At 54.1% G+C, this 19,729-nt stretch carries 17 protein-coding genes; 3 read left to right on the top strand and 14 right to left on the bottom strand.

The genetic code is table 11. The features are described from left to right. The first annotated feature begins 165 nt into the window (after positions 1–165). Positions 166–420 (top strand): hypothetical protein, encoded by a 255-nt coding sequence (locus I6E40_RS05475; RefSeq protein ID WP_235385897.1) that lies wholly within the window; start codon positions 166–168, stop codon positions 418–420. A gap of 3 nt (positions 421–423) precedes the next feature. Here I6E40_RS05475 and I6E40_RS05470 read toward each other — a convergent pair whose 3' ends face one another. The 5 genes from I6E40_RS05470 to rsmI form a co-directional block, all read right to left on the bottom strand. After that, positions 424–1,806, bottom strand: a complete 1,383-nt coding sequence (locus I6E40_RS05470) for an MATE family efflux transporter (protein ID WP_235385896.1) — start codon at positions 1,804–1,806, stop codon at positions 424–426. 141 nt (positions 1,807–1,947) lie between these two features. After that, positions 1,948–3,279, bottom strand: a complete 1,332-nt coding sequence (locus tag I6E40_RS05465; protein WP_235385895.1) for an MATE family efflux transporter — start codon at positions 3,277–3,279, stop codon at positions 1,948–1,950. A gap of 57 nt (positions 3,280–3,336) precedes the next feature. Continuing rightward, positions 3,337–4,005 (bottom strand): hypothetical protein, encoded by a 669-nt coding sequence (locus tag I6E40_RS05460; RefSeq protein ID WP_235385894.1) that lies wholly within the window; start codon positions 4,003–4,005, stop codon positions 3,337–3,339. 20 nt (positions 4,006–4,025) lie between these two features. After that, positions 4,026–4,904 (bottom strand): hypothetical protein, encoded by an 879-nt coding sequence (locus I6E40_RS05455; RefSeq protein ID WP_235385893.1) that lies wholly within the window; start codon positions 4,902–4,904, stop codon positions 4,026–4,028. Between the two features lie 114 nt (positions 4,905–5,018). Further along, complete coding sequence (rsmI, locus tag I6E40_RS05450) at positions 5,019–5,738, bottom strand: 16S rRNA (cytidine(1402)-2'-O)-methyltransferase (RefSeq protein WP_235385892.1); 720 nt, start codon at positions 5,736–5,738, stop codon at positions 5,019–5,021. A 170-nt stretch (positions 5,739–5,908) separates the two neighbouring features. Here rsmI and I6E40_RS05445 point away from each other — a divergent pair, with 170 nt between their 5' ends. Next, on the top strand, positions 5,909–7,192 hold the full coding sequence (locus I6E40_RS05445; protein ID WP_235385891.1) for an AI-2E family transporter: 1,284 nt from the start codon (positions 5,909–5,911) through the stop codon (positions 7,190–7,192). Positions 7,193–8,115: 923 nt separating this feature from the next. Here the strand turns inward: I6E40_RS05445 and hpf are convergent. The 9 genes from hpf to sufC all read right to left on the bottom strand — a co-directional run bounded on the left by hpf (position 8,116) and on the right by sufC (position 15,865). After that, the gene (gene hpf, locus I6E40_RS05440; RefSeq protein WP_235385890.1) at positions 8,116–8,406 is read right to left on the bottom strand and encodes a ribosome hibernation-promoting factor, HPF/YfiA family; all 291 of its coding nucleotides are present in this window, start codon (positions 8,404–8,406) and stop codon (positions 8,116–8,118) included. Between the two features lie 24 nt (positions 8,407–8,430). Further along, positions 8,431–9,315, bottom strand: a complete 885-nt coding sequence (locus I6E40_RS05435; RefSeq protein ID WP_235385889.1) for a tyrosine-type recombinase/integrase — start codon at positions 9,313–9,315, stop codon at positions 8,431–8,433. A 146-nt stretch (positions 9,316–9,461) separates the two neighbouring features. Next, positions 9,462–10,412, bottom strand: coding sequence for a tetratricopeptide repeat protein (locus tag I6E40_RS05430; protein ID WP_235385888.1), 951 nt, complete (start codon positions 10,410–10,412; stop codon positions 9,462–9,464). Positions 10,413–10,512: 100 nt separating this feature from the next. Then, on the bottom strand, positions 10,513–11,370 hold the full coding sequence (locus I6E40_RS05425; protein ID WP_235385887.1) for an enoyl-ACP reductase: 858 nt from the start codon (positions 11,368–11,370) through the stop codon (positions 10,513–10,515). A 69-nt stretch (positions 11,371–11,439) separates the two neighbouring features. Next, the gene (locus tag I6E40_RS05420; RefSeq protein ID WP_235385886.1) at positions 11,440–12,060 is read right to left on the bottom strand and encodes a ribonuclease HII; all 621 of its coding nucleotides are present in this window, start codon (positions 12,058–12,060) and stop codon (positions 11,440–11,442) included. A gap of 30 nt (positions 12,061–12,090) precedes the next feature. Next, positions 12,091–12,408, bottom strand: a complete 318-nt coding sequence (locus I6E40_RS05415) for a heavy metal-binding domain-containing protein (RefSeq protein WP_235385885.1) — start codon at positions 12,406–12,408, stop codon at positions 12,091–12,093. Positions 12,409–12,484: 76 nt separating this feature from the next. Then, positions 12,485–13,699: an aminotransferase class V-fold PLP-dependent enzyme gene (locus I6E40_RS05410; RefSeq protein WP_235385884.1), complete on the bottom strand. Its 1,215-nt coding sequence runs from the start codon at positions 13,697–13,699 to the stop codon at positions 12,485–12,487. A 29-nt stretch (positions 13,700–13,728) separates the two neighbouring features. Further along, positions 13,729–15,099 (bottom strand): Fe-S cluster assembly protein SufD, encoded by a 1,371-nt coding sequence (sufD, locus tag I6E40_RS05405; protein WP_235385883.1) that lies wholly within the window; start codon positions 15,097–15,099, stop codon positions 13,729–13,731. A 19-nt stretch (positions 15,100–15,118) separates the two neighbouring features. Continuing rightward, positions 15,119–15,865 (bottom strand): Fe-S cluster assembly ATPase SufC, encoded by a 747-nt coding sequence (gene sufC / locus I6E40_RS05400; RefSeq protein WP_235385882.1) that lies wholly within the window; start codon positions 15,863–15,865, stop codon positions 15,119–15,121. A gap of 338 nt (positions 15,866–16,203) precedes the next feature. On the opposite strand from sufC, the gene I6E40_RS05395 reads away from it, so the two are divergent. Beyond that, a complete protein-coding gene (locus I6E40_RS05395; RefSeq protein ID WP_235385881.1) occupies positions 16,204–19,710 on the top strand; it encodes a hypothetical protein in 3,507 nt (1,168 codons plus the stop codon). Positions 19,711–19,729: the final 19 nt, after the last annotated feature.

Genomic DNA, 19,729 nt, shown 5'->3' with positions numbered 1-19,729 from the left:
TATTATATTTGTACAGAGATATGGGAGGAGCCTCGGCTCCCCCCTTTTTTCGTCACTTTCCCTTTAAAAACGGCGATTTAGGAGCGCACCTAAGAAAAATTTGCCTTCTTCTAATTTAAATTTGCCTTCTTCTAATTTCATTTAGGTGCGCTCCTAAGTAAAACTATGCGCCGAGTAGGCAAAATTGGGAGGCGGAAAGTGTTCCCGGAAGTTAAAAATGTTAATGTCAAATCGCTGAAAAATGGCTCAAAAATGTTGGTTCTTTTAAGCGGTGGGGGAGTCGAAGACGATGGCAGGCTTGGGCGTGAAAGAGTCCGCGTCGGTGATTCTGTCGCTTCTTTGATGGTGCGTGAAAGACCTCTTCCCTCAAAAACCGTAATTTATAGAATATCCCAGAAATCAAAAACCGGTTCAACCTAACTTTTAGAACATCCCTTCAGTGTTCTGCACGGTTCCTTTTTCATTTTCCAGCCGACGCATCATGCGGAAGGCTCGGCGCGCGATGAAGAAGCAAACGACGAAGGAAAGCACGTCGCTGACCGCCTGGCACATCTCCAGCCCGGTCAGTCCCCAACAACGCGGCAGCCCCAGCACCAGCGGAATGAAAAACAAGCCACTGCGCGCGGCTGCGACAAAGTTTGCTTCGAGCGGGCGCCGAATCGTTTGCATCATCATGTTCGTCAGTCCGATGGTCGGAAGAAGCACGAAAGAAACCATTTGCCAACGCAGTGCCGCCGCGCCGACTGCCACCACCTCCGCCTCGTCGCGGAAGAACGACACAATCTCCGGCGCAAACACCATGCCCGCCACAGCGCACGTCAGCAGGAACACGCTGCCCGTCTTGACGCAGAAGAAGAAACCCTCGCGGACGCGGTCATAGCGGCGGGCACCATAGCAAAAACCGCAGAGCGGCTGGAAACCCTGCCCCAGTCCGATGGTGGCGGCAAAGACAAAGTAGCAACTGCGGGAGACGATGCTCATGCCCGCAATCGCACTGTCGCCAAAACGTGCCGCAGCGAGGTTCAGAGCGATGACCGAAAGCCCCGTCAGTCCCTGCCGCATGAGTGACGGTGTGCCTCCGAAGAGAATCTCTTTCAAAAGTGTGGGACGGAAGGAGACTCGGCTGAGTCGGATGCGAATGCCTCCGCCTTCACGGGTCATGCGGAGCAGCACGAGGAAGCCAACGAACTGGCTGACGACCGTGGCACACGCTGCACCTTGAATGCCCATATCGAAGACGAAGATGAGGAGCGGGTCGAGCACGACGTTGAGCAGTGCGCCCGAAAGAATGCCAAACATCGCGTAGCCGGCGTTGCCTTGGAAGCGCATTTGATTGTTCAGCGTCAGCGAGGCGGTCATGAACGGCGCGCCCCAGAGTGCGATGCCGAGATAGGCTTCCGTGTAGGGGAGGATGGTTGCCGTGCTCCCCAGTGCCAGACTCAGGTCCGTCGTGAAGAAACAGGCGAGCAACGCCACGAGCATTCCCGCCGTCAGACTGTAGGCAAATCCTGTCGCTGCCATGACCTCTGCCTCCTCCGTCTGCCTGGCGCCCAGTTTTCGTGCCACATAGTTCCCCGAACCGTGACCAAAGAAAAAACCGAGTGCCTGCACCATGCTCATGATGGAAAAGACGATGCCCACCGCTGCAGTCGCCTGCGTGTTGATTTGACTGACGAAGAAGGTGTCCGCAAGGTTGTAGAGGGCTGTGACCAGCATCGAAATGATGGTCGGAACAGCCATGGTGAGCACCACACGGTGCACGGGGGCTTCAGTCAAAAAACGAAAGTTGTCGCGGGAAGTGTGCATGAGCAGAAAGAGAGACGGGGCAAACACGTGTCAAGGATTTCGTCCTTCGCTTTAAGGGGTGTTCGAAAAAACCGGTGGGAAACGTAAGCACTTTCTTTTGAGGGCTCCTTATTTCCTAATCTATAGAACAGCCTTTAAACCTTATGTTCCTCCGCTTGCGTCACGGCGGAGGACACGACGAAAACGGAGGAAAAACAGCGTGCCGGCAGTGAAGAGTCCGGCGGAGAAAGCGTAGAAGAGCCCGGCGGAGCCCATGCCGCAGGGGAAGGCAAGAAAATAGCCCACGGGAATGTTCACCATGACATAACTCACAAAGGCAATCCACATGACGGACTGCACGTCCCGGGTGGCACGCAGAGCGTTGGAGAAGCAGACCTGCATCGCGTCGCCCAGTTGGTAGAGCATTAGCGGAGGGATGAGGCTGGCGGCAAGGCTGAGGACGGCGGCGTCAGTGGTGAAGAGCGAAGCGAGCGACTTGCCAAAGACAAGGAAGGTCAGGGAGGAGATGACCGCCATGGCGAGCAAAATGTGGGTGCCGGCACGCGCGGCGGAACGGACGCGGCTCCAGTCGCGAAGACCGTAGGCGGCAGCGAGGCGAATGCTCAATCCGGCTCCGAAACTGTAGTAGAGGAGGAAGCCGAGCGTGCCGATGGTGACCATGACTTGAAACGTGGCGAGGTCAACGGCGCTGAGCCAGCCTGCCATGATGCCGCTCATCGTGAACGAACCGCTCTCCATTCCCATCTGAAGCCCGATGGGGAGGGACTGACGGTGAACAAACTTCACTCCGCCTTTGCTGCGACGGGCGAAGAAGCCGAGATGATAGACCCGATAACTCTTTCGGCGCAGAATGACGACAATCAGAATGAGCGGCATGACGGCACGGGAGAGCAGGGTGCTCAGTCCGGCACCCGCGAGTCCCATCTCGGGAAAACCGCCATGCCCATAAATCAAAAGATAGTTTCCAAGAATGTTCAGCGCATTACCACTGAGCAGTGCCCACATCCCCACGGAGGTGTCCGTGATGCCGTCGGTGAACTGACGCAGGGCGTTGAAGAGCGCGACGAACAAGAGTGAGAAGAGAATGGGGAGATAGTAGGTTCGAATGAGGGAAAGCAGTTCCGCGGGCTGTCCGAAAGCGGGGAGGAAGAAATAGGCGACAGCCATGACAGCCATGAGCAAAAGGACAAACAACAAGTTCGCCGTCACTCCGTTGCGGAGCAGTGCGCCCGCTTCGCGCCGATGTCCTCTTCCGTAGAGGGCGCTGACCAGCGGCGTCAGTCCGTAACTGTAGCCCATGAGAAGAAAGGTGATGAGGTTGAAAACGCTGTTGACGAAGGAAGCGGCGGCAAGCGCGTCCGTGCTGTAGCGTCCGACCATCATCGTGTCGGCAAATCCCATGACGATGACGCCAATCTGTCCGATGGCGATGGGAATGCCGAGTCGCAGAATGGCTTTGTGGTCAGGAAGCATGGGGTAGAGGGCAGTGATGAGAGAGAAAGGTCACTTTCGGACAAAGAAAGACGAGGGTCAGAAAGTGCGCAGTTTGAAAAGTTTGGTTTTGATGATGCGTTTGCCGTTGGGAAAGCCCACGGTGAAAGTGATTTCCTGCGGCAGCGTCTGCATCGGTGCAAGGAGAATGATGCGATAGCGAACGCCTTCGCCTGCGGGCAGTGTGCTGATGAGCGCCGGCTCGGAGAGACGCACGGAGGAGTCGGAGCAGGTGACGGAGGGCGTGAGATTGTAGAGCGCATGGCTGCCGCGGTTGAAGATGTCCATTTCCACAAACGCTTCTTCACCCGGGTCCAGCAAGTCGTTGCGGTTCTCGTCAAAGAACTTGAGGTTGAGAACTTCAATCTTCTCCAGGTCCGACTTGGAAGGCGTGGAGCGATAATAGACTTCCTCGTCTTCGCGTCCTTGGCTCTTGATGGGGCGTTCCGCCTTTTCCTTTTTGGATGTTTTCTTCTTGGTTTGGTCTTGCGGGGCAAATGCCACGGCACCGAGGATGCCGCCGATGAACGCTCCCGCCACGATGCCTCGGTCATGACCTCGCGGTCCGTTCATCATGCCGCCGAGGCCGGAGCCGACCATACCTCCGACCATGCTGCCCTGCAAGGCGCCTGCCGCTTGTTGCCCGCTGCAGGCAACGGTGGAAAGGAGCAGGAGGAAGGCGAGAAAGAAGGAAAGAAGTTTCTTCATGAGAAGTTATGTTCTTTTTTTTATTTCACAGTGATGACAAGGTAGCGGCTGACGCTCCAGAAGTTTTGCGGGTCGGTGATGCGGAGAACATACATTCCCTGAGCGTCTTTCTCAAGCGTATAGGTGCCTGCCGGGTGGTTCGTCATCAGTTTTGCACTCTTGGAGTAGAGTTTGATGACTTTGGTGACGCGGAGGTCGATTCGGGTGAAGTAGTCTTTGTTGAAATCATTGTTCTTCAGCACGTCGTTGCGGTTGAGGATTCTTTGCTCGCGCAGTTCTTTTTTAGTGCCGAAGACGTAGTAGGCAGTGTTCATCTCCTTGTCCTGTGCGGCGATGCTGCGCGCCTTTTCTTCATTCTGTTTGTTGAGGTCGCTGACGGATTGGTTGAGGGAGTTGATTTCCTCGGTTTGTTCAGCGATGCGAATGTCTTTTTCGGCAAGTTCGGCTCTCAGTGCCTCTATCTCTTTGCTTTTTTCCTCCAGTTGTTTGTTGAAGTTTGCGACCATTTCTTCCAGTTTCGCTTTGCTGCGTGCGTCGCTCTGGCTGGTGGTTCGCAGTTGCTGCTGAAGACTGGCGATGAGTTCTTTGTTGAGTGCCAGCGTGCGCTGGATGAACTCCATGTTTTCCACGATGGCTTGACGGTCAGGCGTGTCTCCCTCTGTTTTCTTGACGTTGATTCTGCCTTGCGCCTGGTTGATTTGGTCAAATCCTTCCTGAATTTGCGAGAGCGTTTCAATCAAGTCGCTTGATTCGTTTTGCGATTGCGTCAGAGCCTGTCGGAGCGAGTCGATGACCATGCTGCTGGTGTCAATGGCTTCTTGTTCTTTTTCTTTCTTCGTGTTGCAAGAGGCGAGAGTGAGAAAGAGAATGCTTGTGAGCAGGAGTATGTTCTTTTTCATGATGTTTAGGATGTTGCGAGGTCAAGACCGCGCGTTTCATGTTTTTGTTTCGAGTTTCAGATTTTGAGTTGGTACATATAGTAAGGAGTGAGCCTCGCCGGATTCAGCGTTTGTTCATTCTTCGTCTTCCGTGCGCTCCTTTTTCTTTTTCTGCTTTTTGGGAGGTTCTGCTCCTTCGACGATGAGGACGAACTCTCCGCGTGGTTCGTTGGCTGCAAAGTGTGCGGCGACTTCACTGAGTGTTCCGCGGACGCTCTCTTCGTGGATTTTGGAAATCTCCCGGCAGGCGGAGCAGCGGCGTTCTGCGCCAAAGGTTTCGATGAATTGGTTCAGCGTTTTCACGACGCGATGGGGCGACTCGTAGAAAATCATCGTGCGCTGCTCTTCCTTCAAACTTTCCAGCCGCGTGGCGCGCCCTTTCTTCTGTGGAAGGAATCCTTCAAAGGTGAACCGCTCGCAAGGAAGACCGGAGGAGACGAGCGCAGGCACAAACGCCGTGGCACCGGGAAGACACTGCACGGTGACGCCGCGTTCCACACATGCCCTCACCAACATGAAGCCGGGGTCGGAAATGCCGGGCGTTCCGGCGTCAGAGATGAGCGCCATCACCTCGCCTGCTGCCATGCGAGCCGCAAAGGCGTCGGCTGTTTGGTGCTCGTTGAATTTGTGGTGGGAAACGAGGCGGCACTTGAGGTCAAAGTGCTTCAGCAATAAGCCCGAGGTGCGAGTGTCCTCAGCCAACACAACATCAACTTCCTTCAGAATCCGCAGTGCGCGGAGCGTGATGTCTTCAAGATTACCTACGGGCGTAGGCACCAAATAGAGCGTTCCCATGGTGCAAATATATGGTGTTTTTGCCCGAGCCACAAACAAACTCAATCTTTTTGCTCATTCTTAACCCCTTTGGGAGTGCTTTTTGACAAGGATTAAATACTTTTGCAGCCAACAGTAATGCTTTGCGGGCAGAAAACGAAACTCTCGCAACTTCATATTCCTTTGTTCAGATGTCAAAAACAGAATCCAAAAACAGAGATTCCAAGGTCATCACGTTTGACCGTTTCATTCGCGGACTCATCGGCATCGTGCTGATTGTCGGCGTCGGCATGTTGCTCTACTGGCTGAGCACGGCGCTCATTCCCTTTTTCGTCGCTTGGATTGTGGCTTATCTGCTCTATCCCGTCGTCAGTTTCTTTCAATACAAGTGCCGACTGAAGAACCGCTTGCTCTGCATCTTCCTGACGCTGTCGCTGACCTGCGCCGCGCTCGCGGGATTCTTCTATGTCGTCGTGCCGCCCATGGTTGAAGAAACAGGACACCTGAAAGACGTGGCGATTGAGTATATCCAAAAAGGAGCAGACAACCACACCATACCGCCCGCCGTGAGAAATTTCCTGCAAAGTCACGCCAACCAACAAGAAATCGAGCAGTTCCTTCGGCAGCGCGACGTCGTCGAGGCCATCAAGAAAACCGTGCCAAAGGTTTGGGAAATGGTCTGGAGCACAGCGGGAACCATCGTGAACATTGTCGCCTCGCTCATCGGTCTGCTCTACCTGCTCTTCCTCCTGACGGACTACGAAAAATATGCCAACGGCTGGATTCACTTCGTTCCGCGCGGAAAAAGAAAGTTCGCTGCCCAACTCGTCGCAGACATTCAGCACGGCATGGCGGGCTACTTCCGCGGTCAGGCTCTGGTGGCTTTGAGCAACTGCTTCATGTTCAGCGTCGGATTCTATTTGATAGGCTTTCCGATGCCGGTCGGCTTGGGCTGTCTGATTGGCGTCATCAGTTTCGTGCCCTATCTTCAAGTCATTGGTTTCATTCCTGCCGCGTTGCTCGCCCTGCTCCAAGCAGCCGAAACCGGTCAGAACTTTTGGTTCCTCTTGGGCATGGTTGTCGTGGTCTATCTGGTCGTTCAAATTCTTCAAGACACGATTTTCACGCCTCGCATCATGGGGAAAATCATGGGACTCCCGCCAGCCATCGTCCTGCTTGCCCTCTCCGTTTGGGGATATGCGTTTGGCATTGTCGGTCTCATCATTGCACTGCCCTTGACAACGCTGATGATTTCCTACTATCGCCGCTACGTTGTCGGTGAAGAAGGGCTTGTGCCCGACCGTCCGACCGAAGAGGAAATTGAAATACAGAAAAGCATGGGGGTCTATGTCGGTCCCGAAGAAAAGGACGTCACCGCAACGACCGGTGCCGAGAATCTTGACGCGGAGAAAGACCGGGTCGGAGAGGATGCGGGGAAAGGCCGGGTCGGAGAGGACGCGGAGAAAGAAGCATAAACAAAATGATTGCTTTCCGAAAAAGGGGTGTTCTATAAATTACGGGATAAGAAACGTTCAAAAGAAAGTGCTTACGTTTCCTACCTAATTTTTAGAACACCCCTAAAACGTTTTTCATGGGTTGAGTCCGTTGGTGTTTTGCGGAGGAAAAGTCCCTCACCATTCGTTGGATGATAGTAAGCCAATCTGATGCGTTGCTGACGGATTCGGAATTACCAAATTGCTTCATTTTTTTCAAGGTAAAAAATGTCGTTTTCTCCGATGAAAACGGCGTTTTTTGCATTTTTCCGCCCAACGCTGCATTTGTTTTTTTGCATTTTTCCGCCCGTCTCAATATTCAATTATTTGCACGTCTTCGCCCGTCTCAACATTTATATTTTTTGCTTCATTCAAATCCTACACACGTCTCCGCGCAATCCTACACAATGTAGGGTTTCATGTAAGGTTTTCCGACCAAACCCTACACACTTAACCTCGTTGATTTTCAAACTTTAAGCCCTTTCTGTGTAGGGTTTGCAGAAAATGTATGTACCCCTAAAAAACGTATAGGTTCGTAAGGTGAAAACGCGCGTTTGCGCGCGAATCCTTCTATAAGGGGTGTTCTATAAATTACGGGATAAGGAACGTTCAAAAGAGAGTGCTTATGTTTTGGTCGCTTTTCGTTTCTTAGCGCGCCCTTTTGTAAGTTTCGTCAGTCACATAGTCCGCTATGCTCCTTCCTCAACTGACAAAAGTTCATCTCTAAGAAAGCAAAAATCAACTCAACCTAATTTTTAGAACACCCCATACAAAAACGCCGGCGGTTCTTTGTGAACCACCGACGTTGTGTTTGGGTGTGATTTCAGAATTTTCGCAGCGCGCCTCAAAAGTCCTTGATGTTCGCGGCGCAGCGTTTCACTTGCTTTGCCCGGTGGGGCATGGGCTTAGTGACGGTCTTTGTATTTCTCCAACTGACGGAGCAGGGAATCCACGCAGAGGTCCACGCCTTCTTCGAACGTGTCGCAGACTTTTGCTGCGCGAAGTTCTTTGCCGCTGAGGGAGAGATTGATTGCCGTTTCTTTGTTCATCGCCGTTTCGGGTTTCACGACTTTGAGGATGAACTCAGCTTTGGTTATTTTGTCACAAGTTTTCTGCAGTTTGGCTGCTTTCTTTTCAATGAACTGCGTCAGTTTCTCTGTGGCGTCAAAGTGGATGGCTTGAATCTTGATTTCCATAAGATACCTCCTTTTGTTTTTTGTTTATGCCCTTGGGTGGGCTTGTTCGTATTCTTTTTTGAGGTCGGCGAAAGTGGTGTGGGTATATACTTCCGTTGTTCCAATGCTTTCGTGCCCCAACAATTCTTTGATTGCTTCAAGGTCTGCTCCGTTGTTGAGCATGACGGTGGCGAAGGTGTGGCGCAGGACGTGAGGGCTTTTCTTCTTTTGCGTCGTCACCATGGAAAGGTAGTGCGAGACGATGTTCCGGACGCTTTCCGCTTTCATCCTTTTCTTGTCCTTTCCGAGGAAGAGTGGTCCTTCCAGTGTGGCGGTCCACTCGTTTCGCAGTCGGACGTAGCGTGCCATTTCGTCGGTCAGTTCCTTCCCGAAAGGAATGATGCGCTGTTTGTTCCGTTTTCCCGTCACTTTGAGTTCGCTTGTGGTCAGCGAAACGTCAGCCACGTTGAGTCCGACCAATTCCGAGACTCTGACTCCTGTGTGGTAGAAGGTGAGGAGAATGATTCTGTCTCTGACACCTTCGAAACTTTCCGGAAACTCCACGTCGTCAAAGAGTCGGTTCATCTCCGATTGTTTGAGGAAAGTGGGCAGCGGGTAGTGCACCTTGGGATTCTTGATGAGGTGAGCAGGATTTTTGCTGACGCACCCCATGCGAAGCAAGTACTTATAGAACGAACGCAGTGCGCTGAGATTTTTTGCCACCGTTCTTGCTCCGATTCCTCGTTCCATTTCTGCAGCCATCCATCGGCGGATGATGTCTGCATCAATTTTGTCCCAGTCAAGTTGGTCGTCCAAAGCTTGGAAGAAGTTTTGGAAGGAGCCGAGCGCATCAGCGTAGGTTCTTATGCTGCGCGGGGAGTAGGCTCGGTCGCCTTGCAGATACATGAGAAAGTCGTCAATCGTGAGCATCGTGCCGTTCTTTCGGGATGTTTCAATGGCGAATATCGGCGTTATTTTTCAGACCTCCAAATTTCTTCCGTTTTTTTTGGTTTTCTGAGACGTAAGAAGGGGGGCGGCGCACGGAAAGCGGCTTCTCGGAGGAAAAGGAAAGTGGTTCAGAAACCGTAGGGGTTGAGGCTGCGATAGCGGTCGTTCATCGCGTTCTCCACGTTGGAGTATTCTCCGTCGGGGACGACCTCGTTGGCGGGAGCGAGTTCCAGCGCGTGTTTGAGGTCATCGGCTGCGCCTGCCTCGTCGTGCAGATGATGGCGCACGCCGCCGCGGCAGCGCCACGCTTCAGCAAAGGTGGGGTCAAGGTCGATGGCTTCATCGTAGAGTGCCAGTGCCTTGTCGAAAAGCGAGCCGGCGACGTAGAGTTCTCCCAGACGCAGCACAGATTCGCGGTCAAAGGGGTTGAGTGCGCGGAGTCGTTCGTAGGTTTCAATGGCTTCGTTCGTGCGTCCCGTCTTTGCCAGGAGGTCGGCGCGGAGATGGGCGAAGGTTTCATTTTCCGGTTCGGCAGTTGCGAGGGCGTCGGCATCTTCCAAGGCTTCCTTCCATTGTTGCATGGCTGCAAGGACGCGGCAGCGGAGGGCGCGTGCTTCAAGGTTCTCTTCGCAGATTTGCAGACAGCGCGTCAGTGATGCCACCGCCGTGAAGGGGTCGTTCAGCGCAAAAGCCGCTTCGGCGCAGAGGAAGAGCGCATCGGCGTCTTCGGCGTTGGCGTCCAAGAGTGCCTGTGCCGTCTCTTTTTCTTTGTCATACATTTCCAAGCGCCCGTAAGTTCGTGCCAAGGTGTGGCGAAGCAGGGGGGAGCAGTCCGGCTGCTGCGCAAACTTTTCCAAAATGGGGAGTGCCTCGGCGGCTTCTCCGGCGCGCAGCAGTGCTTCGGCGAGCAAACCCTCCGTGGAGGCATCGGGACGGAGTTCGAGAGAGGCTTTGAGACATTTCACGGAGTAGGGGATTTCTCCCATTTGCAGGGCGCGCACTCCGTCATCGCGGAGAATCTGCGCTTTTTGTGTGTCGTCGGGACGTGAAGTTCCGAAAAGAGAAGATAGGAAACTCATAATCAAAAACTATTCTTCAGAAAAACAAAAATGCGGCGAGCCGTCATGCTTTCGTGAGGGACGGTCGCCGCATGGTGATTCAAGTTTGGGGCGGAAAAGATTATCCGTAAATAATCTTGCCGCTCTCATCCTCGTAGGGGGTGAGGTCTTTTGCGTACTGGTTCATGGCTCTGAGGCTCATGCCCATGCTTGAGAATCCGCCGTCGTGGAAGAGGTTCTGCATGGTGACTTTGCGTGTGAAGTCAGAGAACATCATGACGCAGTAGTTTGCGCATTCTTCTGCGTTGGCGTTGCCCAGGGGAGACATTTTGTCGGAGAAGTCCATCATGTTGTCAATGTCCTTGATTCCCTTTCCGGCAGTGGTGGCGGTGGGACTCTGGGAGATGGTGTTTACGCGGACGTGTTTCTCGCGACCGTAGATGTAGCCGAAACTGCGTGCGATGCTTTCGAGCATGCTCTTGGCGTCAGCCATGTCGTTGTAACCAAAGAACGTGCGCTGAGAAGCGACGTAGGTCAGAGCGACCACGGAACCATATTCAGCAATGGCGTCAAGTTTTTTGGCGGTCTGGAGCATCTTGTGGAAAGAGATGGCAGAGATGTCCAGCGTTTTCTGGAGATAGCCGTAGTCCAGGTCATCGTAGGTGCGGTGTTTGCGCACGTTGGGGCTCATACCGATGGAGTGGAGCACGAAGTCCACCTTTCCGCCGAGGATGCGCATGCTTTCTTCAAAAACCTTTTGCAAATCCTCCACGCTGGTGGCGTCGGCGGGGATGACGGTGGCGCCGATTTGCTCGGCGAGTTTGTCAAGCGTTCCCATTCGCAACGCCATGGGAGTGTTGGAGAGCGTCAGTTGTGCACCTTCTTCGGCTGCCTTGACAGCAACCTTCCAAGCGATGCTGTCTTCGTTGAGCGCGCCAAAGATGATGCCGCGCTTTCCTTTCAGTAAGTTGTGGGTCATAAGAGTTATACCTTTAAAATCGTGCGCAAAATTACAAACTTTGTGCAAAATGACCAAGAAAACGGCTGACTAACGTGGTTCTTCTTCTTCAGCGAAAGGAAGAGTCGGCTCGCCGAGTCCGCCGAAGGTGAGGCGGTGGTGAGGAGTGAGTCCGTGGGAGAGAATGCCTTGGCGGTGACGAAGCGTGGGATAGCCGGCGTTGTGAATCCAGTCGTAGAAAGGATATTGTTCGTGGAGTTCGTGCATTCGGTCGTCGCGGTAGGTCTTGGCAAGGATGGAGGCGGCTGCGATGGAAAGAAATTTGCCGTCGCCTTTGACGATGGTTTGATGCGGCAGGTCTTGGTAGGCTTTGAAGCGATTTCCGTCCACGATGAGGAATTGCGGTCGCACGCTGAGGGCGTCGAGAGCGCGGTGCATCGCGAGGATGGAGGCGTTCAGGATGTTGATGCGGTCAATTTCCTCGGGTGACACGCTGGCAACCGCCCAAGCGAGGGCGTCGCGCTCAATGATGGGGCGGAGTTTTCGACGGCGACGGTCGGTCAGTTGTTTGGAATCGTTGAGTTCGTCGTTTTCATAGTCGGGCGGGAATATCACGGCGGCGGCAAAGACTTCGCCTGCCAGACATCCGCGCCCGGCTTCGTCAAGTCCGGCTTCAAGGAGATGGGACGTATTATATAAGGAAGCAAGCATCAAAAAACGGGGTGAAGTTTTGGGAAACGGTCAGACGACAACGGCGGTGCCGCTGGCAACGACCATGAGCATGGAACCGGATGCGCCGACTGTCTCATAGTCAAAACTGATGCCGACAACGGCGTTGGCACCCATGCGGGAAGCACGCTCCTCAAGTTCCTTCAGAACGGTTTCGCGTGCTTCAATGAGCACACCTTCGTAGGCGCCGGAGCGTCCGCCGAAGAAGTCGCGCACGTTTGCCATGAAGTCTTTGACGAAGTTGGCACCGACAATGCTTTCGGCGGTGACGACGCCGAGATATTGGCGAATGGGATTGCCTTCGAGAGTGGGAGTGGTGGAGAGTGTCATGGTTTGAGATGATTGGGGGTTAAAGGGTCAAAGGGGAGGGGAGTGTCTGCGCCCTTTTTGATGAATCAAGGCTTATTCAGAACATCTTTCTGACGCGGTCGATGGCGCTGACGAGGGCATCAATTTCGGCGCGGGTGGTGTAGAGAGCAAAAGAAGCGCGTGCCATGCTTTCCACGCCAAAGCGCGCCATGAGCGGCTGGGCACAGTGATGTCCCGTGCGGAGGGCAATTCCGAGGCGGTCGAGGAGCGTCCCTAAGTCCAGCGGATGAATGTCGCCGACGGTGAACGCCACGACGGCGTCCTTCTCGGCGGCGGTGCCGAAGAGGCGCATACCGGGGATGAGCGAAAGTTGCTCCATGGCGTAACGGGTGAGTTCTCGCTCGTGGAGATGAATGTTTTCCATGCCGAGTTGTTCCACATAGTCCAACGCCACGCCGAGTCCGTGGGCGCCGACATAGTCCGGTGTGCCAGCCTCAAACTTGAAGGGCAGTCGCTCAAAGGTCGTGTGTTCAAAGGTGACGCGGGAAATCATCTCGCCGCCGCCTTGATAGGGCGGCATGCGGTCCAGCAGTTCCTCCTTGCCGTAGAGCACACCAATGCCGGTCGGTCCATAGACTTTGTGACCGGAGAAGGTGAGGAAGTCGCAGTCAATGTCTTGCACGTTCACCGGGAAGTGGGGCACGCTCTGTGCGCCGTCCACAAGGATGCGGGCGCCGTGGGCGTGAGCCACCGCCGCCATCTGCTTCACCGGGTTCACCGTGCCGAGCACGTTGCTGACGTGGGTGACGGCGACGAGGCGGGTGCGCGGAGTGAAGAGTTTTTCGTATGCCTCCATATCCACCTCACCGGCATCGTTGATGGGAATGACTTTGAGGACAATCCCTTTGCGTTCCCTCACGAGTTGCCAAGGAACGATGTTGCTGTGGTGTTCCATGACCGTCAGCAAGACTTCGTCGCCCTCCCGGAGGAACGCCTCGGAGAAGGACGAAGCGACGAGGTTCAGGCTCTCGGTCGTGCCCCGTGTGAAAACGATTTCGGAAGAAGAGGCAGCGCCGATGAAACGAGCCACCCGTTCGCGGGCGGCTTCGTGAAGGTCGGTGGCTTGTTGCGAAAGGAAGTGCACGCCGCGGTGCACGTTGGCATTGACGGAGAAATATTCCTCGCTCATCGCATCGACGACGCAGCGTGGTTTCTGAGTCGTGGCGGCGTTGTCCAAATAGACCAGCGGGCGGTCATAGACCTTTCTTTCCAGAATGGGAAAGTCGGAACGTATTTTTTCAATATCAAACATGGTGTGCAATGAAAGAAACGTTGGGTGCCTCATTTCACGCCGCAGCGGTGGCAGCCTTGACAATGTCGGAGTGCGCCGCGGAATCGCTGGTCGGTGAGGAAGGCGAGGCGGTCGTAGAGGTGAGGGATGGAGACGTGACGCAACACTTCGTTGATGAAGGCGTGTTGCAGGAGCAGGCGTGCTTCCGCTTCGGGAATTCCGCGCTGACGCATATAAAACAAAGCAGCCTCGTCCAACTTTCCGGTTGTGGAGCCGTGGTTACAACTTACGTCGTCGGCATAGATTTCCAGCATGGGTTGCGAGAAAGCGCGCGAGGTCGGCGAGGCACAAAGGCTGGCGTGGGTCTGGCGCGAGAGGGTTTTGTCGGCACCGGGTGCCACATAGACCTTCCCGGCGAAAGCACCGACGCTGCTGCCGTCCAACACATATTTATATAGCATGTCGCTCTGACAACCGGGTGCGAGGTGTTCGACGAGCACGTTGTGGTCCACGCGGCGGGTGTCGTCGGCGATGACGGCGCCGAAGGCTTCGCAGACCGCACCCTCTCCCTTCAGTCGGGCGTCAAGACGGGTGCGGCTGGTGCCGCAGGTCAGCGTGACGGAGTGACAGGTCACGCGGGAGCCGCTTTGTTGTTCGGTGAAAATGTTTCGGAACGCCGTGCAGCGTTCGTTGGTTTCTTCGATGGAATAGAGTGAGACGGAGGAGTTGACGCCGCCATAGACCTCCATCACTTCTGAGGTGAGATAGGCGGGTGTGCCCTCGGCGTGTTCGCAGAAGAGGACGGAGACTTCAGCGTCTTCTTCTGCCACAATCAGAACGCGGCGGAGAGAGAGGAAGTCCGAGGCGGCGACCGACATGTTCACCACCTGAATCGGTGTTTTGAGTTTCACGCCGGCGGGGACGTGAATCAGCAGCCCGTCTTGTGCGAGCATGGTGTTGAGAAGAGTGACTCCGTCGTGTCCGGTTTTGAAGTCACGTTCGTGGGAGGCTGCACGATGATAGAAAGCCTCCAGCCATCCGGGGCGTTTTTTCTCCACGCGTGAGAAGGAATCCACCGTGACGCCCTCGGGAAGGAGAGATTGCGTGTGAAGCGGCGCCGGGACGGGCACGTCGTTGAGCACGAAGAAGAGCGAGGTGCTCAAGTTGGGCACTTGACAGCGGAAGGTGTCGTAGGGGTCCGCTTTGGGCAGCAGGCGCTTGAGGTTCACGCCGAAGTTAGGCGCGAATGCCGCACGTGCGTCAGTGTATTTGTAGCGCTCCGTCTTCCGGTCGGGCAGTCCCTGTTGTTCGAGCAGTGCCGCCGCTTCTTCGCGCGGTCGGTTGGTGACCGGTGCGGCGTGTTGCTCCAGCAAGTCGCGGTGAGCGCGGAAGAGGTCGATGTATTGCTGTTCGCTGTTCATGTAATACTCCTTATATATATTACGCCTCCTTGATAATCCAATCGAAACCGCGCTCTTCGATTTCGTAGCCCAGTTGTGCGGTTCCTTCTTTGACGATGCGTCCTTTGACGAGGACGTGGACGAAGTCCGGTTTGAGATAGTCAAGCATTCGTTGATAGTGTGTAATCACCATGGCTGACGTTTGTGGCGTGCGGAGCGTGTTGAACCCCTCGGCAACGATGCGCAGGGCGTCCACGTCCAGTCCGGAGTCCGTTTCATCGAGGATGCTGAAGAACGGTTCGAGAACCGCCATTTGGAAGATTTCGTTCCGTTTGCGCTCGCCTCCTGAGAATCCTTCGTTGACGCCTCGGCTCATGAAGTGTGCGTCCAGTCCGACGAGTTTTCTTTTTTCTTTGAGGATTTTCAAGAACTCAGAGGCGGGGATGGGTTCTTGTCCGAAATATTTTCTTTTGGCGTTCAGTGCGGCTCTCATGAAGTTTGTCATGGAGACTCCGGGTATTTCGGTCGGTGCTTGGAAGGACATGAAGATGCCTTCGTGTGAGCGATCCTCGGGTGAGAGGGCAAGGAGGTCTTTTCCGCGGAAGGTGATGCTTCCTTCCGTCACTTCATATTTTGGGTTTCCCACCAACACGTGGCTGAGTGTGCTTTTGCCGGAGCCGTTTGGTCCCATCAGGACGTGAACTTCTCCTTCTCGGATGGTGAGGTTCACTCCGCGCAGGATTTCTTTTCCTTCGACGGAAGCGTGTAGATTCTTTATTTCTAACATCGTGCGGATTGTGTTTATTTTTTGGAGGTCTGAGTTCTTGTGAGAGAATGAGCGCAGAAAAAGAACGGGAAAGTGTCTGATTACTCTGATTCTCTGCTTTGGAAGAGCAAAATTAGAAAAAAAATTCAAGTCGGCTTCGCAGACCTTTGTCATTTAGACCAAATCACCTTATCTTTGTCGCGTGAACTTGCAAAATGAGGCGGATTCGGCACCAGTTTCTCTTGCAAGCAGTTTCCACAAGAAACGCCGGCTCTCAAGGAATGCTGCCTTGCCCGTCAAAAAAACAGAAATAATTTTAATCATTAACCTTTAATCATTAACCTTAAATCAACCGAAACATGAGAAAGACCTACTACTTGCTCCTGCTGGCTGTTATGTTTATGGCTGGCATTAGCGCAGCGCAAGCTGAAAAGCGCTATGTGGTTACCGGAGGTTCCTTGACCGACGGAGGGGCTCTTGAATCCGGTTACATTGAAGAAGGCATGAGCTATGTGCTTCAAAGCGGTGCTTTCGACGTGGGAACCGACCCGACCCCTGACTTTGTGAAAGGAATCACCAAGTCCAACATCATCACCGATGAGAACCTCCTTGAATTTGTCTATGACGGCGATCAAGAGGATGGAGAAATCGTTTGGATTCTGAAGCAGGTTTCCACCGGACTCTATCTGGAAAACAAAACCGGCATCATCTCCTACACTGACACCAAGGCGCGTGCCTGGAGATTTATCATCAAAGATGCCATCTCCTACACCTCTGAACAAATGGACGCTGAGCCCAGTGAAGTTGAATCTTGGGCTTGTGCCACGCTTCGCACTCCCAATGCGCAGTGCGGTGTCGGCGTGGTTTTCTGTGGCGCCGACCAGACCCTTGAATCTGCCACCCGCACCAACACCACGTTCCTTCTCAACGGAGCTCTCGGCGGCAATCCCACGCTGGGAAACAACTTCAATCAGAACATGTGGTATGTATATGCCGTGGAAGAAATGCCTGCCAGCACCTACATCCGCAATGTGTTGGACGAGATTGTTCCTGCCGAAGGCCTTGACAATCTCTACAACGTCGGTGACGAACCCGGTCAAATCAGCCAGGCTCTCCACGATGAGATGCTGGATGCTTATTCCAACGCACTCACCGTCGCCAACACAGAGGGTGTGACCTACGAAATGGCTGACGCTGCCATTGACCGACTGAAAGCCGCCATCCGCGCCGCTCAGGATGGAGCAGTGAAGGTGAAGGACGGTTACTACTACTTCCGCAGTGCCCGCACCGAACTGAACGCCACCTACGACAACGGCTCGCAACTCTGCTGGACCTACAACTCCACTTGGGAACTGCCTGAAACCATCACGGCAGCAGACACCAAATATATCTGGAAAATGACGGAGAACCCCGAAAGACCCGGTTCCTACTTCATTCAGAACGTCTATACAGGACGCTACGTCGGTGCTGCAGAGCGCGTCGGACAATACATCCCCTCCACCGAGGAGGCTGAGGAGAGTTATCTGATTTATCCGCAGAACAAAGACTACTTCGTCATTGAAAATCCGCGTCTCGTGGAGAATCCGATTGCCGGTTGGGCTGCTGACGGCTATCCCGACTGTACCGCTCTCCACACCATGAAGGACGGAATTGGCGTTGTGACTTGGACAACGACCGCCGCCGCTTCCGGTTGGCAGTTCCTCCACGTCGAAGAGTCTGACCTTGAGGCTGTCCTCGCTGACATTGAGCAGGTGAAACTCAACACGGAACTGAAGAAGGCTTATGACACTGCCAAGGCTGGCTATGACGCGGGCTTTGCCTACACCTCCGCCGCTTCTCACGGCGACCCCTACTTCGACCTTCCCGGTCTCATTGACTTAGGCTCGCAGTATTGGTCCAACTGCCAAGATCCGCAAGAAGGTTCCACCGACGCCTTGCTCGATTTCAACGACCCGACCTCCTTCTTCCACTCCAGCTGGCGCGCAGACCAGACCTTCACAGGCAAGTATCACTATCTCGCCGCTGACCTCAACAGGGCAGTCTCTGCCATTGAGTTCAAGACCGTCAAGCGCATCAACCCGGGTGATAACTACAACGTGGCTGCGCAGTATCCCGTGAAGCTTGAAGTTTATGCCTGCAACGACACCACTGACAACGCAGCATGGGTTCGCCAAGGCTACATCACGACCAACTATGTCGATTCACTCGTCTATAACGCCGGCGGAACGGACCGCACCTATCAGAACATTGTGGGCTACGGCAGCATCGCTTTCGACCAGCCCTATCGCTATGTTCGCTTCGACGTGCTGACCACGGGCAACAACGCTTCCAAAGTTAGCGGCGCACCGTTCTTCTGCATGAGTATGTTCCAGATTTACGAAGCAACCTACGTTCCCGAAGAATCTCTCATCGAAGAAGTGGATGCCGATGTGCGCGCAAGATTTGAAGCTGCTCTCAATGCCGCCAACACAGCTCTTGCCGCCAACGCCGCCACGCGCGAAATCATTGATGAACTCAATGCTGCCTACGAACTCTTCGTTGAAAACTATCCGCATCCCGCAGAAGCACTTGCTGCACTGAACGAAGCCAAAGCACAGTTGGAAAACGCTGCCGTCGGCGATGCCCCGGGCTACTTCCCGCAATCCGCCCTCGATGCTCTCGGTGCTGTCATCAACGAATGTGAACCTCGCGTCAAGGACATCATGAGTCTTGCAGAAGTGGAAGAAGTCAAGAATGCGCTCAATCAGGCTCTCGCCGAGTTTGCTCAGGCACTCATCAAACCTGCTGACGGAAAATACTACTATCTCGTGAGCCAGACCGCTCCTGCCGCAGAGGATGCCACGGAAACTGCCATCGAAGCCAATCCGAACGGTTCCTACGTCTATCCCGCAGGTAACGGCGTCGGCATGAAGTGGTTGCACCCCTCTGACGACGTGACCTATCGTCCTTACACCATCTGGAAATTCATCCATAACGGCGACGGAACCTTCCTCCTCAAGAACGTGATGACCGGTGAATATCTCAACAACCCGAAGGACTTCACCCGCAGCGTCATCGGTTCCACTGAAGCCGACACTTGCGCCTTCACGCTCCGTTCTGCCAAGGTGCCCGGTGTCTTCAACGTGGTGTTTGAAGAAAATGTTTATCTCAACGCAGAACCCGGCTCAAAGAACGTTGTGACTTGGAGCGTGGCAAACGGCAGTGACAACTCCGCCTTCTCGTTTGAGGAAGTAGATGTGGACAATGCCTATGACGGTGCCATCCTTTGGAACGTCAATCCTTCCAAGTTCACCATCATCACCCTGCCCGTTGACATTTATTCTCCCGAAGGCAATGCTTTCTCCTTGGTCGGCAGAAATGCGAACAACCTCGTGCTCTCGCCCATCAATGGCGTCATCACAGGCGGCACTCCTTTCTTCTTCAAGGAAGAATATGGTGAAAGTACATTCAACTTCGAAACGGTTGAAACCACTGTCGAAGGTCTTGCCAACCACACCGCAGGCGAAGCGCTTGAAGTGAACAACCTCGTCGGAACGCTGGCTCCCATCTCCGAGCTCAACGTCGGCTACGGCATTCTCTATCAAGGTGCCACCATCGTGGATTCCAAAGCACACGAAGGCGTAGCCAACAACTCCGGTTACATCAACATCAACGTGCCCGAAACGGAAGAAACTTCTGATGTCGTGATTCCCATTGACGGAAAGATTGATGCTGTGACCAACGTGGTTCTCGAGAAGAACGGCGACAGCGCAGTTTACACGCTGAGTGGCGTCAAGGTTCGCAGCCACGCTCGCACTGCCTCCGACCTTAAGGGTCTTCCCGCCGGAATCTATCTCATTGGCGGAAAGAAAGTGCTCGTTCCCTGAACGACTTTGAACATTCACT

The sequence above is a fragment of the Prevotellamassilia timonensis genome (assembly GCF_021531665.1).
Taxonomy (GTDB): Bacteria; Bacteroidota; Bacteroidia; order Bacteroidales; family Bacteroidaceae; genus Alloprevotella.
The sequence above is the reverse complement of the archived record's forward strand: the minus strand, read 5'-3'. Positions and strand labels throughout refer to the sequence as shown.

Coding starts and splice junctions, on each gene's coding strand:
- hpf (WP_235385890.1), bottom strand. CDS start 8,406: ATGGAAATCAAGATTCAAGCCATCCACTTTGACGCCACAGAGAAACTG.
- sufC (WP_235385882.1), bottom strand. CDS start 15,865: ATGTTAGAAATAAAGAATCTACACGCTTCCGTCGAAGGAAAAGAAATC.
- I6E40_RS05430 (WP_235385888.1), bottom strand. CDS start 10,412: ATGAGTTTCCTATCTTCTCTTTTCGGAACTTCACGTCCCGACGACACA.
- I6E40_RS05460 (WP_235385894.1), bottom strand. CDS start 4,005: ATGAAGAAACTTCTTTCCTTCTTTCTCGCCTTCCTCCTGCTCCTTTCC.
- I6E40_RS05415 (WP_235385885.1), bottom strand. CDS start 12,408: ATGACACTCTCCACCACTCCCACTCTCGAAGGCAATCCCATTCGCCAA.
- I6E40_RS05395 (WP_235385881.1), top strand. CDS start 16,204: ATGAGAAAGACCTACTACTTGCTCCTGCTGGCTGTTATGTTTATGGCT.
- I6E40_RS05420 (WP_235385886.1), bottom strand. CDS start 12,060: ATGCTTGCTTCCTTATATAATACGTCCCATCTCCTTGAAGCCGGACTT.
- I6E40_RS05435 (WP_235385889.1), bottom strand. CDS start 9,315: ATGCTCACGATTGACGACTTTCTCATGTATCTGCAAGGCGACCGAGCC.
- rsmI (WP_235385892.1), bottom strand. CDS start 5,738: ATGGGAACGCTCTATTTGGTGCCTACGCCCGTAGGTAATCTTGAAGAC.
- I6E40_RS05475 (WP_235385897.1), top strand. CDS start 166: ATGCGCCGAGTAGGCAAAATTGGGAGGCGGAAAGTGTTCCCGGAAGTT.
- I6E40_RS05470 (WP_235385896.1), bottom strand. CDS start 1,806: ATGCACACTTCCCGCGACAACTTTCGTTTTTTGACTGAAGCCCCCGTG.
- sufD (WP_235385883.1), bottom strand. CDS start 15,099: ATGAACAGCGAACAGCAATACATCGACCTCTTCCGCGCTCACCGCGAC.
- I6E40_RS05465 (WP_235385895.1), bottom strand. CDS start 3,279: ATGCTTCCTGACCACAAAGCCATTCTGCGACTCGGCATTCCCATCGCC.
- I6E40_RS05455 (WP_235385893.1), bottom strand. CDS start 4,904: ATGAAAAAGAACATACTCCTGCTCACAAGCATTCTCTTTCTCACTCTC.
- I6E40_RS05410 (WP_235385884.1), bottom strand. CDS start 13,699: ATGTTTGATATTGAAAAAATACGTTCCGACTTTCCCATTCTGGAAAGA.
- I6E40_RS05445 (WP_235385891.1), top strand. CDS start 5,909: ATGTCAAAAACAGAATCCAAAAACAGAGATTCCAAGGTCATCACGTTT.
- I6E40_RS05425 (WP_235385887.1), bottom strand. CDS start 11,370: ATGACCCACAACTTACTGAAAGGAAAGCGCGGCATCATCTTTGGCGCG.